General features: G+C 45.5%; 15 protein-coding genes. 7 read left to right on the top strand and 8 right to left on the bottom strand.

What is annotated here, in order from left to right; all coding sequences use genetic code 11:
* Window positions 1-31: 31 nt before the first annotated feature.
* The 3 genes from L1D31_RS16690 to L1D31_RS16680 all read right to left on the bottom strand — a co-directional run bounded on the left by L1D31_RS16690 (window position 32) and on the right by L1D31_RS16680 (window position 2,919).
* Window positions 32-1,354 (bottom strand): IS4 family transposase, encoded by a 1,323-nt coding sequence (locus L1D31_RS16690; RefSeq protein WP_239838199.1) that lies wholly within the window; start codon window positions 1,352-1,354, stop codon window positions 32-34.
* Between the two features lie 147 nt (window positions 1,355-1,501).
* Complete coding sequence (locus tag L1D31_RS16685; RefSeq protein WP_239838198.1) at window positions 1,502-1,984, bottom strand: NUDIX domain-containing protein; 483 nt, start codon at window positions 1,982-1,984, stop codon at window positions 1,502-1,504.
* 8 nt (window positions 1,985-1,992) lie between these two features.
* Window positions 1,993-2,919 carry a histone deacetylase gene (locus tag L1D31_RS16680; protein ID WP_239838197.1) on the bottom strand — a complete coding sequence of 309 codons (927 nt, stop codon included), beginning with the start codon at window positions 2,917-2,919 and terminating at the stop codon, window positions 1,993-1,995.
* A 149-nt stretch (window positions 2,920-3,068) separates the two neighbouring features.
* Between L1D31_RS16680 and L1D31_RS16675 the strand changes: the two genes are divergently transcribed.
* The 3 genes from L1D31_RS16675 to L1D31_RS16665 all read left to right on the top strand — a co-directional run bounded on the left by L1D31_RS16675 (window position 3,069) and on the right by L1D31_RS16665 (window position 5,204).
* The gene (locus tag L1D31_RS16675; protein ID WP_239838196.1) at window positions 3,069-3,749 is read left to right on the top strand and encodes an SDR family oxidoreductase; all 681 of its coding nucleotides are present in this window, start codon (window positions 3,069-3,071) and stop codon (window positions 3,747-3,749) included.
* A 121-nt stretch (window positions 3,750-3,870) separates the two neighbouring features.
* Complete coding sequence (locus L1D31_RS16670) at window positions 3,871-4,404, top strand: YbhB/YbcL family Raf kinase inhibitor-like protein (protein ID WP_239838195.1); 534 nt, start codon at window positions 3,871-3,873, stop codon at window positions 4,402-4,404.
* A 14-nt stretch (window positions 4,405-4,418) separates the two neighbouring features.
* A complete protein-coding gene (locus L1D31_RS16665; protein ID WP_239838194.1) occupies window positions 4,419-5,204 on the top strand; it encodes a helix-turn-helix transcriptional regulator in 786 nt (261 codons plus the stop codon).
* Here the strand turns inward: L1D31_RS16665 and L1D31_RS16660 are convergent.
* Window positions 5,201-7,165: a DNA topoisomerase III gene (locus tag L1D31_RS16660; protein ID WP_239838193.1), complete on the bottom strand. Its 1,965-nt coding sequence runs from the start codon at window positions 7,163-7,165 to the stop codon at window positions 5,201-5,203. The genes L1D31_RS16665 and L1D31_RS16660 overlap by 4 nt on opposite strands.
* A gap of 93 nt (window positions 7,166-7,258) precedes the next feature.
* Window positions 7,259-7,594, bottom strand: coding sequence for a Grx4 family monothiol glutaredoxin (locus L1D31_RS16655; protein WP_045974984.1), 336 nt, complete (start codon window positions 7,592-7,594; stop codon window positions 7,259-7,261).
* A 268-nt stretch (window positions 7,595-7,862) separates the two neighbouring features.
* Between L1D31_RS16655 and sodB the strand changes: the two genes are divergently transcribed.
* The 3 genes from sodB (at window position 7,863) to L1D31_RS16640 (ending at window position 9,950) form a co-directional block, all read left to right on the top strand.
* Complete coding sequence (gene sodB, locus L1D31_RS16650) at window positions 7,863-8,447, top strand: superoxide dismutase [Fe] (protein ID WP_239838192.1); 585 nt, start codon at window positions 7,863-7,865, stop codon at window positions 8,445-8,447.
* A gap of 132 nt (window positions 8,448-8,579) precedes the next feature.
* The gene (locus L1D31_RS16645) at window positions 8,580-9,089 is read left to right on the top strand and encodes a VC2046/SO_2500 family protein (RefSeq protein WP_239838191.1); all 510 of its coding nucleotides are present in this window, start codon (window positions 8,580-8,582) and stop codon (window positions 9,087-9,089) included.
* A gap of 198 nt (window positions 9,090-9,287) precedes the next feature.
* On the top strand, window positions 9,288-9,950 hold the full coding sequence (locus L1D31_RS16640; protein ID WP_239838190.1) for an SDR family oxidoreductase: 663 nt from the start codon (window positions 9,288-9,290) through the stop codon (window positions 9,948-9,950).
* A 1-nt stretch (window position 9,951) separates the two neighbouring features.
* Here L1D31_RS16640 and L1D31_RS16635 read toward each other — a convergent pair whose 3' ends face one another.
* Window positions 9,952-10,404, bottom strand: coding sequence for a low molecular weight protein-tyrosine-phosphatase (locus L1D31_RS16635; RefSeq protein WP_239838189.1), 453 nt, complete (start codon window positions 10,402-10,404; stop codon window positions 9,952-9,954).
* Between the two features lie 98 nt (window positions 10,405-10,502).
* Between L1D31_RS16635 and cobO the strand changes: the two genes are divergently transcribed.
* A complete protein-coding gene (cobO, locus tag L1D31_RS16630; RefSeq protein WP_239838188.1) occupies window positions 10,503-11,108 on the top strand; it encodes a cob(I)yrinic acid a,c-diamide adenosyltransferase in 606 nt (201 codons plus the stop codon).
* A 63-nt stretch (window positions 11,109-11,171) separates the two neighbouring features.
* On the opposite strand, the gene L1D31_RS16625 is transcribed toward cobO, so the two are convergent.
* Both L1D31_RS16625 and L1D31_RS16620 read right to left on the bottom strand, forming a co-directional pair.
* Window positions 11,172-11,819 carry a hypothetical protein gene (locus tag L1D31_RS16625; RefSeq protein ID WP_239838187.1) on the bottom strand — a complete coding sequence of 216 codons (648 nt, stop codon included), beginning with the start codon at window positions 11,817-11,819 and terminating at the stop codon, window positions 11,172-11,174.
* A gap of 256 nt (window positions 11,820-12,075) precedes the next feature.
* Window positions 12,076-14,241 (bottom strand): AsmA family protein, encoded by a 2,166-nt coding sequence (locus L1D31_RS16620; RefSeq protein ID WP_239838186.1) that lies wholly within the window; start codon window positions 14,239-14,241, stop codon window positions 12,076-12,078.
* Between the last annotated feature and the right edge of the window lie 94 nt (window positions 14,242-14,335).

Here is a 14,335-nt window from a genome sequence, read left to right as displayed (position 1 = left end):
GCCTTAAGGCTTAATGCCGTTCGGATAAGCATTAACGCTTATACCTAAATGGGTATTTGGGTGGGACAAAAAGGACTGAACGTCGATACGTTCGGTCCTTTCTTTTATCAGGTAAAATGAAGTGACTTATGCTCTCCCTCATCTGTTTGAGTTTACTTGGCAAAGTTCCATCAGGACTGAGTGCCAACCAACGTAATTGGGTATCTATCAAATTTATTGCAGCTGTAAAGCTTACTCTCGTTGGTCTTACATCGGCATCTTGAGCAATATGAATCATCTCTAAGCGCACCAAATTGTACGCCAGCAATACTCCCCAGAGCTCTTGTCTAACGCCAGCAGCAAAACGACTTCTCAAGGTGACCTCACTTTGTAGCTGAGTTTGCTTTATCTCACCGTAGCCTTCTTCTATTTCCCAGCGCTGCCAATAGACAGCCAATAAGTCTTCTAATAAGTATTGTTCAGGCTCAACAAGTGACGTTATAAAACCTTCAATTTCGCCCTTTGGGTCTTTATAGAGGATAAGGCGCGCTTGCCAATGAGTAGGTAAATTAGGGTTATTGCGCTGAGCTTGGGAGGAGATTGGCATAGAGATAAGCATGTCGTTTTCAGCAAATTGCTTCACAATCTCATATCTTAATTTCCGCTTTACGGGGGTTAGCCAGTGGCTGTTGGAGGCTGCTGCATTCCACGATATCAATAGGTCGGCAGAAAAGTAGCAACGGTCAAATAGCGTGAGTGAGTTTGCTGGTACATCTGCTAACAATCGGCGTGCTAACGTGGCTTCACCAACCTGACAAGCATCGAATGCAGCACCCATCATAAAGCGAGTCTCAGTAGCCATCAGGCCGACCAAGCGAAGTTGAGGATAAGGTCTGTGTTTTTGAGAAATGAATCCAAATGTTTGCGCGTTGTCTTCTGAATCTTGGCAGCGAAAGGTTGTGCCATCCACGGCCATGATATTTAGTCCTAGCCCCTTATCTTTCACTAATGCGTTTCTCTCCCAAGCTGCCACAGAGGTTTTAAACAAAGCGGCGAGAGGAGCTTCATCTAAACGTCGCCTAGAGTCAGTAAGTACGCTAGGTGCAACACGAGACCAAGAATCCTGAGGCTTAGGTTGGAGAGCTAGGTCAAGAGAACTGCATACTTCTTTGATTGATTTATTTCGTTGTAGTCCCATCCAAATGACGAGCCAGACGGCTTGTTGCGCTGGTAAGCGTCGCCTTCTAATGCTTGCTTTAGACGTATCAAGCAAAGCTTGTTCTATCCATTCAAGCTGAATGGCATTAACTACAGACTCGTAATTTTTACCATCCTCGATAGTCTCATGTGCCAAAAGCAGCTCTTGAGCAAACATAAAAAATCCCCACTAACTTTGTTAGTGGGGATTATCATACGATCTCAGGATCGTTCAGGTCTCTAAACCGATCAGCATTAAGCCTTAAGGCTGGGGTTTTCTTGTTTTGGACGCCTATAATAATCACTGCTGAGCACGATCCCTATTCTACAATCGATTAAGTTCTTCCTTATCACCTTGTGTATAACTACCTAAATGGATAGAAAAGCACTCGGTATCAATCAGTTCCAATACCTTATCTTTAAGCTCTTTCGGATATATACGCTTACCACTCACATCCCCCAAAGCCACCCACTCCACAGACTGAATATAATCTTCGTCATTGAGCCCAAGCAGGTTCTCAATATGAGGCTCACCGTCATAGTGAGAAACACGATAAAAGAATTCTGAGTGATAGCGATTTCTATGCGTTTCAAAAAACTCGCGAACACAAATCAGCTCTCCAGCTTCAATATCTAGCCCCGCTTCCTCTTTAAACTCTCTCACGACACAATCTTTTGAACTTCTATCCCCCTCTTCCATGCCACCACCTGGTGGGATCCAATACTCTCCTGAAAAGTCTTTAACTTTCAAAAGCAAAATTGCGTCATTATCGATAAGTATGCCCGCCGCCCGAATTCTATGTTCCATTGTTCACCTTAATAATTTCCATAAACTTGCAAAGCTGCATTCAGCAATTGCATGTGGATTGGCACCAAATCACTATGATCAGTGCGATAACCCCCTCCGACAACACAGCCTATCGGTAATGCATTCGTTTTTGCCAATTGAAACATAGCAACATCTCTTTGATAAATCGCCTGAGTAGAGACATTGAAGTAGCCCAGCTCATCGTCTTCATGAATATCGACACCCGCATCATAAAGAATCAAATCCGGTTGATGCAGATTAATTGCCATCTCGACAACCGAAGTAAATGTGCTAAGAAATTCTTCATCACTGGTTTCACGTGGGAAAGCGACATCCATATCCGAATCTGGCTTACGCGCTGGAAAGTTTTTATCGCAATGAAAAGACAGCGTCACGATGTCATCCTGATCAGCACATAACGTTGCCGTCCCATCACCATGATGAACATCACTATCAACAATCAGCACTTTTTCGATGCCGTCATGTGTTAGTGCACGTTTTGCCGCCAAAACCAAATCATTAAGCAAACAAAACCCACTGCCAAAATCATAATGTGCATGGTGGTATCCGCCACTCAGGTGGATAGCCACACCATACTCAATCGCTTTTTCAACTGTCAGGCAAGTTCCACCAGCGGATGTCAACGTGCGCTCAATAAGACACTCACTCCACGGGAAACCAATACGTCGCATACGCGCCGCGGGCAAACGACCAGAAAACAGTTCAGACACGTACTGTTCACAGTGCGTCATCATCACTTCATCAGGTGTCAAAGCTTGTGGCTCACAATAATGAAACAACGCCTGCCATTGTTTGTCGCGATAGCGCACTTTTTCAATTTCATTGAATAACAGACGATACTTATGGATCGGATACCGGTGGCCTTGAGGTAACGGCAGCTCTGAATAGATGGAGTGATAAATCAGCGGGATCATTGATTATCTATCGATATTTGTGTTTTGAGTATGGTAACAAGTTGCATCACGGTTGTAACTCTCAACAAATAGTAATAATTATCATTTGTTAAGTTGATTTTACATTAACCGCTGAGCAAAATAGCTACAACACTTTACTGGGGACCACTATGACAACTGTTCTAATCACCGGAGCTAACCGTGGTATCGGGCTAAGCTTAGTCAAAAACTACCTTGCTCAAGGTTGGCAAGTTCACGCGACCTATCGCTCAGAGGCAAGTTCACAGGAGCTCCTTGAGCTGGAAGGCGACAAGCTGACGTGCCATCCATTTGATGTCACTGATTATCAAGGGCTAAATGAGCTCGCCAATGCTCTGCCTGCCATTGATTTGCTGATCAATAATGCTGGCTACTACGGACCAAAAGGTAACGGCTTTGGTAACACTGATATCGACGAGTGGCGAAAAGTTTTTGAAATCAACACCATTGCACCGCTTAAGCTCGTTGAATCACTCTTTCCAAACCTAGCAAAAGGCAATTTGAAGAAAGTTGTCTGTCTCTCTTCCAAGGTCGGTAGCATGACAGAGAACACATCTGGTGGCGGTTATATTTATCGTTCATCGAAAGCCGCACTTAACTCGGTAGTGAAAAGCCTGAGTAACGACCTTACCAGTCAAGGATTCACCATTTTGGCACTCCACCCTGGATGGGTACAAACTGAAATGGGTGGGCCAAATGCGTTAATTGATACGCAAACATCCGCAGCAGGACTTGTTGACGTGATCGAGAGTGCCGATATCAGCCGCTCTGGTGAATTTATCAACTATGATGGCAGCGCACTTCCTTGGTAATATCAAAATCAACAAAAAGTATCACTTTTAACTAAAATTAGATTATATATGATACTTTTAGATCCATAAAAACAGATTGAGCTCGTTAAACTGATACTAAATCAGACACAAGGAGCTCAACATGAAAGCCACCACATTAGCACTAATGACAGCAGGCCTGATACTGTCAGGCAAAACATTTGCCTTTGATCTGACGAGTCAGGATATTCAGGAAGGTCATCCAATGGAGAAGACCTTCGAGTTTGCTGGCTGGGGATGCTCAGGCGATAATTTGTCGCCGCAGTTAAGCTGGGACAACGCACCAAAGGGAACCAAGAGTTTTGCCATTACAGCTTACGATCCAGACGCGCCGACCGAAAGTGGCTTCTGGCATTGGATTGCCCTCGATATTCCCGCGGGCGTCAGTCAGCTACCTAGAGGGGCAGATATCAGCAAGCTGGGTGGCTTCGAAACACGCATAGACTATGGCACCAAAGGCTTTGGTGGAGCTTGCCCACCCGTAGGAGATGGTATGCATCGCTATCAGTTCACCGTTTGGGCGCTGCCAAAAGCCAAGCTGGGATTGGCACCAGATACACCTTCCGCTGTCGTAGGCTTTACCCTAAATAGCCTCGCATTAGCGAAAGCAACTCTAACAGCAACCTATACCCGCTAACCAAAGGAGGAGTGATGGCTCACCAATTTCAGATCACTGAGTTTCGTGCCCAGCACTTGCAAGCTTTGAGAAATGTGACGATTCACTCCCCTAGCATCATCCAGATTTTATCCGGCAACAAACGACTGTTCTGGCAGGAAGAGTCTTTCACGCTAACGCCTGACTCGCTGATATTGTGCAGCGCAGCCAGCTCATGGAACTTTGCCAATCTACCGGGTAAAGGGCCATTTCTATCAAGAGTATTCAGTTTTCACTCTTCGCCAGATCAAGAAATGCTTCGCCTGAGCGAGTCAGTCCACTCTTCTTTAAATTCATCTTATTGCTTAGTTAGTAAGTCCGTCAGAGACACTCTTGATATTCTGGCAAAAGTGAATCTGAAAGCGATGAGTACCCACACTCAGCAATACTGGTTAATGCCGCTTTATCAGCAATTGGCAGAGCAAGGTGCTCTGCATAAAGTTTTTCCCTCTTCTCAAACGTCAATGACACAGACTCTTACTCAATACCTTTCTATCTCACCAGCCAACGAGCATACCTTGGAAGGCGCTGCCAATCACTTTGGTATGAGCCGAGCCACACTGATCCGCAAACTAAAACTGGAAGGCATTCAATATCGTCACTTGCTGGCAGAGGTGCGCCTTAACCATGCATTGCAATTGATGCAAAGGCGCGAATACGATGGCTATCAACTTGCACAGATGTGTGGTTATCAGTCGGAAGAACGCTTCCGTCAGCGTTTTAAGGACAGGTTTGGTTTAACGCCTAGAGAATATCAGCACACGATTGGTAATCGTAGTTAACCCGTTTTGTGCCTAGTTGAAGTGCGTTTTTGACCAGTAGATTTCGCAGAGCTACGTCGTTTACGTTTAAAGGCTGGGCGTTCAACTTTGGGTAGGTGACGAAGCGATTCAGGTACTTCGCCGCCTTTGACTTGATGCATTAAATCATCAATCCGCGTCTGCAGCGCTTGCATAAACGGTCCGTAGGCTTGATTTCGTTCAGCCATTCCCTGAAGTTGATGCTCCCAATGCGCGGTCATATCAGGATAAGTCGACTCAGAAGGCAATGCGTGAACTAGCCCTCTTCCCGCTGGTGAACTGAGGATTGTTTTGCCCTGCCGTTGCAGCAGTTGACGCTTAAACAGAGTATCCAAAATACCTGCACGAGTCGCTTCGGTACCTAGCCCATCAGTTTCTTTTAGGATCTTTTTCAGCTCTTTGTCTTCAACAAAACGTGCGATGCCTGTCATCGCTTGCAGTAAAGTCGCTTCAGTAAAGTGCTTAGGTGGCTCAGTCTTACGGTCTTTGATCTCGCCTTCGCGACAAGTCAGCACTGTGCCTTCATCAAGTGGGGGAACCGCATCAACGCCCGCGTCGTCATCGTCCACTTTTCCCATTAACGCTTTCCAGCCGGCCGATACAAGCTGGCGACCTTTAGCAATAAAAGTCCCCCCAGCGATGTCAAACACCAGCTTCGCTTCTGCATAAATTGCGGCTGGATAAAACTGCATTAAATATTGACGAGCAATTTGCTGATAGATTTTCATCTCATTGCCTGACAACGCATTAACGGAAGCCTTTTTAGGCGTGGGGATGATAGCGTGGTGTGCATCCACTTTTTTATCATTCCATGCTTTGGATTTGAGACTTAAATCAGCGCCATGAACAGCCTGGCCTAACTCGTTACAGTTATTCGATATCGCATCGCAAACACTTTTGGCCTGTCCATAATGTTCCATCGGCAGGTATCGGCAATCCGACCTAGGGTAAGTGATGAGCTTGTGCTTTTCATACAAAGATTGGCAGGTATCCAACACCTGTTGAGCGCTCATACCAAAGCGTTTGGCCGCATCAATCTGTAAAGCTGAGAGAGAATAAGGTAAAGGAGCTGATTGCTTAGTTTGTTTTTGCTCCGACTCAACCACCTTGGCCGGTTGATTGGCAATACGGTTAGCCACATTCTCGACCAGTTTACGATTGAGAACCCGCCCTTCTTCGTCTTGCCAAGGCTTGCATGCTTCGCTCGGTTTCCAGCGGGCGCGAATATCAAACGCACTATTGCCATCCTGATAAGGAATCAAGGCATGTAAGGTAAAATAGTCACGAGGGATGAAGTTCTCGATCTCTTCATCACGACGGACTACCAGCCCAAGCACGGGCGTCTGAACTCTACCGACAGACAGCACTCCTTGATAGCCAGCCTTTTGCCCCAGCAGCGTATAAGCGCGGGACATATTCATGCCATACAGCCAATCAGCTCGGGAGCGAGCAAGAGCAGAAACCGAAAGAGGAATAAACTCGCGGTTACTGCGCATCTGATTTAGCGCGCGCTTGACCGCTGGTAAGTTGAGGTCGCTAATCAATAAGCGTTGCGTGGCTTCTTTTTTTGTTTTACTGACTTTGCAGTAATCCAACACCTCATCCACCAACAACTGACCTTCGCGATCCGGGTCGCCAGCATGAATGATCTCAGATGTTTCTTTGAGTAACTTCTTGACCACTGTCAGCTGTTTAGACGCCGACTTACGAGGACGCAGTTGCCAGTGTTCAGGAACGATTGGCAAATCAGCCAAATTCCATTTTTTGTATCTGTCATCATAGGCGTCTGGTTCTACCTGCTCTAGCAAGTGACCAATACACCAGGTCACCACGTCACCATTGCCACAACGAATAAAGCCTTGCTCTTTCTTTTGCGGGTTAGGAAGCGCAGCAGCGATAGCTCGACCTAAGCTTGGTTTTTCAGCAATAAACAGACGTGACATAAAATTTATCGGGCAGATACAATAAGGGCCACATTATCGAATGTGGCCCTTAAAAATCAAGAAAAACTGTAAATTTAAACAGTAGTTTATTGATTACTCTTCGTCTGTACCTGCGCGTTCAGCCGCTTCTTTAATTAGAGGCTGAAGTTCACCTTTCTGGAACATCTCAATAATGATGTCACAGCCGCCAATCAGCTCACCTTCAACCCAAAGCTGTGGGAATGTCGGCCACTGCGCGTATGCTGGTAGCTCAGCACGAATATCAGGGTTCTGTAAAATATCCACGTAAGCGAACTTTTCACCACACGCCATAAGTGCTTGCGAAGCCTGAGATGAGAAGCCGCAGCTAGGTAGCTTTGGAGAACCTTTCATGTAAAGAAGGATAGCGTTCTCTTCGATTTGCTGTTTGATTTTGTCGATGGTTTCCATTACTTCCTCTTCATGGAGTTACTGCAAATTATTGACATATTTTAAACCATTGTCTGAGAATAAAAAGCCTATAATATCTGTGGTTTTATATGATAAAGAAATTTCATATAGAAATTGGTCGTGATGCTTTTAATAAAGTAAAAACTTGCTAAACTATAGCGCAAGTCAGCAGAATGACGTGGTTAGTACTTAGCTAGCCATCATAAATTAATAACACTGGAAGCAATCGAGAGAGTTTAACTCTTTCATATCAATGGAGAATCGAGTAATGGCATTTGAACTACCAGCTCTTCCTTACGCGAAAGACGCGCTAGAACCACATATCTCAGCAGAGACTCTAGATTTCCACCACGGTAAGCACCACAACACTTACGTAGTTAAGCTAAACGGTCTTATCCCAGGTACTGAGTTTGAAGGCAAAACGCTAGAAGAAATCATCAAGACCTCAACTGGTGGCGTGTTCAACAACGCAGCACAGATCTGGAACCATACGTTCTACTGGCACTGTCTAGCTCCAAACGCGGGCGGTGAACCAACAGGCGCAGTTGCAGACGCAATCAACGCTGCATTCGGTTCTTTCGAAGAGTTCAAAACGAAGTTCACTGATTCTGCAATCAACAACTTCGGTTCTTCTTGGACTTGGCTAGTTAAAAAAGCTGACGGTTCTCTAGAGATCGTTAACACTTCTAACGCAGCTACACCTCTAACAGAAGAAGGTACAACTCCACTTCTTACTGTTGACCTATGGGAACACGCTTACTACATCGATTACCGTAACGTTCGTCCAGACTACATGAATGGTTTCTGGGCGCTAGTTAACTGGGACTTCGTAGCAGAAAACCTAGCTAAGTAATCCTCCCCTATAGGATTTAAAATTTAGTCGCTTAAAAAGCCAGCACTTAGCTGGCTTTTTTCTTTTCGAGTCAGTCATTTCCCCTAAAGTTCACCTCGATATTGCCGCTACATAGGCATCAAGCGAGGTAACATGCAAACTCAGATTCACACCTTAGACAAAGCGAGCATTATTAACGAACTTCAGTTCGGCAAGGGGATTAACCATGCTGTTCACGAAGGGCGTCGTGCCGATTTCGCTTTAATTCTATCAATGTTTTCTGACGACGTTCGCGATAACACACCTATCGAAAAAATAAATGAACAGGACGCAACCGAAGAAGCTTTAAGGCGCCGTTTCGAGTTACCACCACCCCAGAAAATCCGCTCTGATCAGGACTCCTATCCTATCTCGGCGATGCAAGCCGATATGTTTCATCGCTCAGGTTTACCGAGCGCCAAGCTCACTCACTACCTTCACCCTGAAGTTCTGACATACCTGCCGGAAGACACACACGACTTTCCTGAAGAGATTTACAATAATTTATCGGGTCATCAGCGCCGGAAACTAGGTGAAAAAGAAGCAAAAGAACTGATGCCAATTGATCTCTATAACCAATTGATCAAAGCCCAGCGAACCTTCCAAATCCAAACGCAAGTTTGAAGATCAATCAAGATCACATAAACCTGTTCGTCCTTTCCTCTAATACTCAATCAATCACTTATTAATGTGAATGAGTGCAAATTATTCACCGCAAGCACAAGATATACACACGTTATTTGAGCTTATTCACACTTAAGTAACAAGCAATCTACCATGCTATGTGGACAACCTTTTCAGCCATGGACGGAGGCTCACTATATGAATATAAAAAGTGCCGTGATTTTAATCACTTCGGCGGGCTCACAGCTTGGTAGTACACTTGCTACGCACTTTGCTTCACTGGGTGCCACCGTCGTTCTTTGTGATAAAAGCGCGGCTCAATTGAACGAAACGTTTGTCCGTTGCAAAGCCATTTCATCAGACATATATCAATACGCATTGCCGGATCACTCGATGGATTCTATCCACTCACTTTTTGAATTTATTGATCTATCGGTTCATCATTCGCCAGACGTTTTGATCAATGCCCTAACCAGTCAAACGATGCCCAAATTCTTTGATGATCGGGCTGGTGATGTCTTTACCCAGCATTTATCTTTAATGGCCGCAACATTATTTAGCTTTGGTCAGGCGACTGCGGAAAAAATGCGTCAGGATAAGAAAAATGGTGTGATTGTGAATGTGATTGCTCACGCGGATTACCATGATTTGTCCGGATTTGAAAACGCGACCTCTATGGTTGCCGGGTTTACCCAGAGCTGGGCCAAAGAGCTGACGCCGTTTAACATTCGAGTCGGTGGTGTGGTCCCTTGCTACGAACAAGAAGACACCCATTGGGCTAAAATCCACGATGAGCTGATCCGCAATACGGAATACATTGTTTCAAACGATTATTTCAGCGGCCGAGTGATGGCCGCCTAAGCTAAAGAGATCGAAGAAGTTTTTCTGATGCTTCTTCGATCAAATCCAACACCAACTCAAACCCCTTATCACCGCCGTAGTAGGGATCCGGAATGTCCTCTTCACCCGCTTCTCCAAAGCTAAGAAACAGCCTGAGCTTATCTTGATACTGAGATGGGCATTGCTCTTTCAAGTCAGCTAAATTGTCTCGATCAGCCGCCAAAATCAGGTCAAAGTGCTCAAAGTCGCTATCAACAACTTTGCGGGAACGAATCCCTTTGAATGAATAACCTCGCTGCTCACCCGCAGCTTTCGAGCGAGGATCTGGTGGGTTACCTTGGTGGTAGCCAATCGTACCCGCGGAATCGACTTCGACATCCACACCCATTTGCTCTGCTTTCGCGCGCAGAATTGCTTCTCCCGTGGGAGAACGGCAAATGTTTCCCATACAGACAACTAATAGTTTCTTTGCCATACCTCTTCCTAGCCTTTCCCTTTAAAACCAATGGTTTTTTGCTCTGCCTTAGATACGCTATGATAGGCACAGTTTGACTAAATTAAAAAGGATTTACCGTGACCTCTGAAAGCCACAAAGAAGAACGCCATAAAGCGCGTCAGCAAAAAGTGAAAGAGCAAATCGACGCTAAAGTTGCTGCTGCTCAGGAAGAAAAAGGCCTGCTACTGATCATCACTGGTAACGGTAAAGGTAAGTCCACCTCAGGGTTTGGTACTATCGCTCGCGCAGTTGGCCATGGTTTCAAATGCTCGGTTGCCCAGTTTATTAAAGGGACATGGGATAACGGTGAGCGTAATCTGCTAGAAAAACTCGGAGTAGAATTCCAAGTCATGGCGACTGGCTTTACTTGGGAAACTCAGAATAAAGCCACCGATACCGAAGCCGCACAAAAAGTTTGGCAAGAATGTAAGCGAATGTTGAGCGATGAGTCTATCGACGTGATTCTGTTTGATGAATTAACCTACATGATCAGCTACGGCTACATTGAACTTGATGAAGTCATCGAAGCACTGAACAACCGCCCAAAGATGCAATCTGTCGTTATCACAGGTCGCGGCGCGCATCGTACGTTGATCGAAATGGCCGATACTGTTTCAGAAGTGAAAAACGTTAAGCATGCTTTTGAATCTGGGGTGAAAGCGCTCAAGGGTGTTGATTGGTAAAGATTTTCTGGTCGGTGGCGTAGTCAGTCTGCGCCACGCTTTCGTGCCGCTGGCACTGTATCTCTATTCGATATGGATGTTGTTTTGATGCTTATAATGTCCGTCAGGCCATATGGGATAGTGATAGCGTTCTGATTCCATGATAGCAACTGTGCCTGGCAATTTATCTCTCAGTGCTTTTCTCGTCTTAAGCCTCATCTCATTAGAAAACAAATCCGCCTGAGATCCTGAATACGCAGCGGTTGCCAGATAGAAGAACTCAGTAACTTTACACGCGTCATCGCATGTCGGGTCATCATAATAGTAGTAACCTTTCTGCTCTGCAGTTTGCCATTGGCGGTACAGCTCACTCTGCTGAGAACTTTGATCGCTGAATACATCCGGAAACAACCCTTGCCACCCCGCGTTTAAGACCAGATGATGAATCTCTTCCTGGGAGGCATCTCGATCCGCATCTGGATTGGTTTCTTCCGCGGACAAGTCCTGCCCAACAATGCCATCGATGTCCATTTGTTCAAACGCTTGGTTACTAAATCCTCTGGCACTCATGACCAATGTTGCTCGATTACCCTGAAGCTCATTAACAATACTCGTTTGGTCAACCTGACCATCTTGATCGTTGTCTAGCCACTGTGCGGCAACATTCGCAGCGTGGCACAGTTTATCAATCGGCACCTGGTTCGTTGCACAAATCGTAACGGCATTAAACACCGTTGCTTTTTGTGTAAAGAAATCAGCCGGACAGCCTTGTTTAGCGTAGGGGCTAGGATCGAATTCCCCAGCCTACGCTGGCACAACCATAAATGGTAAAAGATAAGTCAGTCGTTTCATGTTCCCTCCTTAGTCAGAACTCCACTCTACTCACATTCACAATATGAATCTGTAAGCACTTGTAATGACTTTGTAAGTGGACCAGAAACAAAAAAAGCGCACCCTGAGGTGCGCTTTCAATTGATATCCAAGTGGGTTAGTTGAATAGACCTTTCAGTAACCCATTAACTGCTTCTTTGGTCTTCTCATCCTTAATCTTATCGCCCAGTTTCTCATCGAGCTTCTTCAGGCCGCGATCAATTTCTTTCTGCGCTTTTTGCTTCAGAACATCATCGAAAACCAACTTGAACTTAGGTTGCTGCCAAGACCCAGAGATGTTGATTGGAATCGTTACATCACGCAACTCATCAATGTCTTTACCGCCCTGACCTTCTAGCGAGCCAACGATTGAAGTGCTAACCGTGAAGTCGACGGTTTGATTCAGGTAATTGGCGCTACCATTACCACGAATGCGCAGCAGTGGTGATTGCATGGTTAAATCTTTGGTCGACACATTGCCCTTGTTCAGTTTCAGTGTCGCCTTCATCGCACTGAAATCCGTCTTTTGGGGCTCGTTGGTCGACTCGACTTTCTGGCCTTTTATCTTGGCGTAGTTTTCACGAATTAACTGTGCCACATTAATGCCGTTAACCGCGCCATCGGTGAAATTAATACCAACAGTCCCGATTAAGTTTTTCTGAATACCCGTTGGCGTCAGGCTACTGCCTTTAACGTCAACATCAATATTACCTGTGCCTTCCAGCTTGTCATTGTTTACCACATCTTTCAGTAACGGCTGAACTTTCACCCCTTTGATTTGTTTCTTCGCCGTGTAAGAGGCTGGGCTCTTACGCGCATCCAATTTAGCGGTTGCTGAAATTGAACCTTGGTACAAGTCTGACGTGAACGATGTCAACTCTGCGATACCACGATTGATGTTGAAGCTCGCTTTAACGTTCTGCATTCTGGCGTTGCTGGCTTTGAACTTATCAATGGCAATGTCACCTTTGACATCCAACGTCTTCAACGCTGACAGATCCGGTTCTACTTCGGCCTGCGGCTTACTTGTCGATGCAGAAGCGCTATTAGAACTTGTCGAGCCTGTATTTTGCGTACCTGCGGTACTTGATGTTGAAGTATTCTCTGCTGGCTTATTGAGACCAAGAAACTCATCCAAATCAATATTTGGACTGTGCAGTGCAAAACGCACTTTTGGAATATCACCTAGCGTCACATCCGCCTTTCCATCGAAAGCAAGTACGTTGGCGGTTAACTTCTCTAACACAAAGCTCAAGTGGTTTTTTGTCAGATCAAACGTCAAATCAGACGCCATATCCACATTCATTGGCGATTGCGGCAATGAGTCACCTTTGAATGTCGCATCCAAAGTCAGTTTGTTCATCACCACTTTAGAAATCGCTTTGTCGACCGTCAGTGCACCAGCGCCTTTCATATTAATATCTAGACCAGCCGCTTGACCTGCAATGCTGTAAGTCAAAGCATTGGCTTTATCAAACTCAAAGGTTTCCAACCCTAGCTTGATTGAATCCATCTTGGTTGCCGGATCGCTAAAGCTCGCATTGAGGTCAATATTACGCAGCGCATACTCAGCAAAACCTTTTGCTAGCTTAAACTCGGCACTGCCTTGCGCCGTGAACTTTTGCTGGTTGTTTTCGCCTTTAGCGGCAAAATCGGCCTTGGTCCAAGTATCTACTGCAAACTCCGACAAGTTGAGCGACACATCGTAGAGCTTAGTGTACGAACCAGCCAGCTTATCCTGGATTTCAACCGCAGCATTAGAGACTGTCACACCGGCAAGATTGATCGTCCAAGCAGAGGCTGGATCAGCAGCTGACTCTGTCGAGGTTGCTTCAACTGGCGCTTCACTCTTTGGCGTATCCGCTGCGGCAGATTCCGCTTGCGTAGTTTGTGCCTGAGTCAAAGCATCGATGTTTTTACGGCCATCTTTGAGTGTTTCTAAGTAAAACTCTGCGCCATCCAAAGTGATGTTGCCAATTTCAAGCTGTTGGCTGAATAAAGGCATAACGGACACATCAATGCCCACCGTTTCAACTTTGAACAAGTTTGGCTGGCTAAAACCCTGCGGGTTACGCAGTTCCGTTTTACCAAGCTCAAAGCCGATAGATGGGAAGAATTGCCAGCTGATATCGCCTTCAATCACTAGCTCAAGGCCAGTTTGTTTCTGCGCTTGCTCAACAATAAGAGGTTTGAATTGGTTTGGGTTAACCAAAAGCACCAGTGCCAATAGAGCACCGATAATGATTACTAGAGGAATCGCTATAAATAGGAACAGTTTCTTCATCAGCATTATCCTTGCTATTCGGGTATTGCCAGACGTGAGTGGACAAATATCCCAAGTATAAGTCTTGTCGGAGAACTTTTATGTCTCATAAAAA

It is taken from the genome of Vibrio sp. Isolate23 (assembly GCF_022398095.1).
In the GTDB taxonomy this organism is placed as follows: domain Bacteria; phylum Pseudomonadota; class Gammaproteobacteria; order Enterobacterales; family Vibrionaceae; genus Vibrio; species Vibrio coralliilyticus_A.
This window is presented reverse-complemented; position numbering and strand designations above follow the sequence as displayed.

Bases quoted from the DNA above. Each gene is read 5' to 3' on its own strand.
- L1D31_RS16690 (WP_239838199.1), bottom strand. From the start codon at position 1,354: ATGTTTGCTCAAGAGCTGCTTTTGGCACATGAGACTATCGAGGATGGT.
- L1D31_RS16685 (WP_239838198.1), bottom strand. From the start codon at position 1,984: ATGGAACATAGAATTCGGGCGGCGGGCATACTTATCGATAATGACGCA.
- L1D31_RS16680 (WP_239838197.1), bottom strand. From the start codon at position 2,919: ATGATCCCGCTGATTTATCACTCCATCTATTCAGAGCTGCCGTTACCT.
- L1D31_RS16675 (WP_239838196.1), top strand. From the start codon at position 3,069: ATGACAACTGTTCTAATCACCGGAGCTAACCGTGGTATCGGGCTAAGC.
- L1D31_RS16670 (WP_239838195.1), top strand. From the start codon at position 3,871: ATGAAAGCCACCACATTAGCACTAATGACAGCAGGCCTGATACTGTCA.
- L1D31_RS16665 (WP_239838194.1), top strand. From the start codon at position 4,419: ATGGCTCACCAATTTCAGATCACTGAGTTTCGTGCCCAGCACTTGCAA.
- L1D31_RS16660 (WP_239838193.1), bottom strand. From the start codon at position 7,165: ATGTCACGTCTGTTTATTGCTGAAAAACCAAGCTTAGGTCGAGCTATC.
- L1D31_RS16655 (WP_045974984.1), bottom strand. From the start codon at position 7,594: ATGGAAACCATCGACAAAATCAAACAGCAAATCGAAGAGAACGCTATC.
- sodB (WP_239838192.1), top strand. From the start codon at position 7,863: ATGGCATTTGAACTACCAGCTCTTCCTTACGCGAAAGACGCGCTAGAA.
- L1D31_RS16645 (WP_239838191.1), top strand. From the start codon at position 8,580: ATGCAAACTCAGATTCACACCTTAGACAAAGCGAGCATTATTAACGAA.
- L1D31_RS16640 (WP_239838190.1), top strand. From the start codon at position 9,288: ATGAATATAAAAAGTGCCGTGATTTTAATCACTTCGGCGGGCTCACAG.
- L1D31_RS16635 (WP_239838189.1), bottom strand. From the start codon at position 10,404: ATGGCAAAGAAACTATTAGTTGTCTGTATGGGAAACATTTGCCGTTCT.
- L1D31_RS16620 (WP_239838186.1), bottom strand. From the start codon at position 14,241: ATGAAGAAACTGTTCCTATTTATAGCGATTCCTCTAGTAATCATTATC.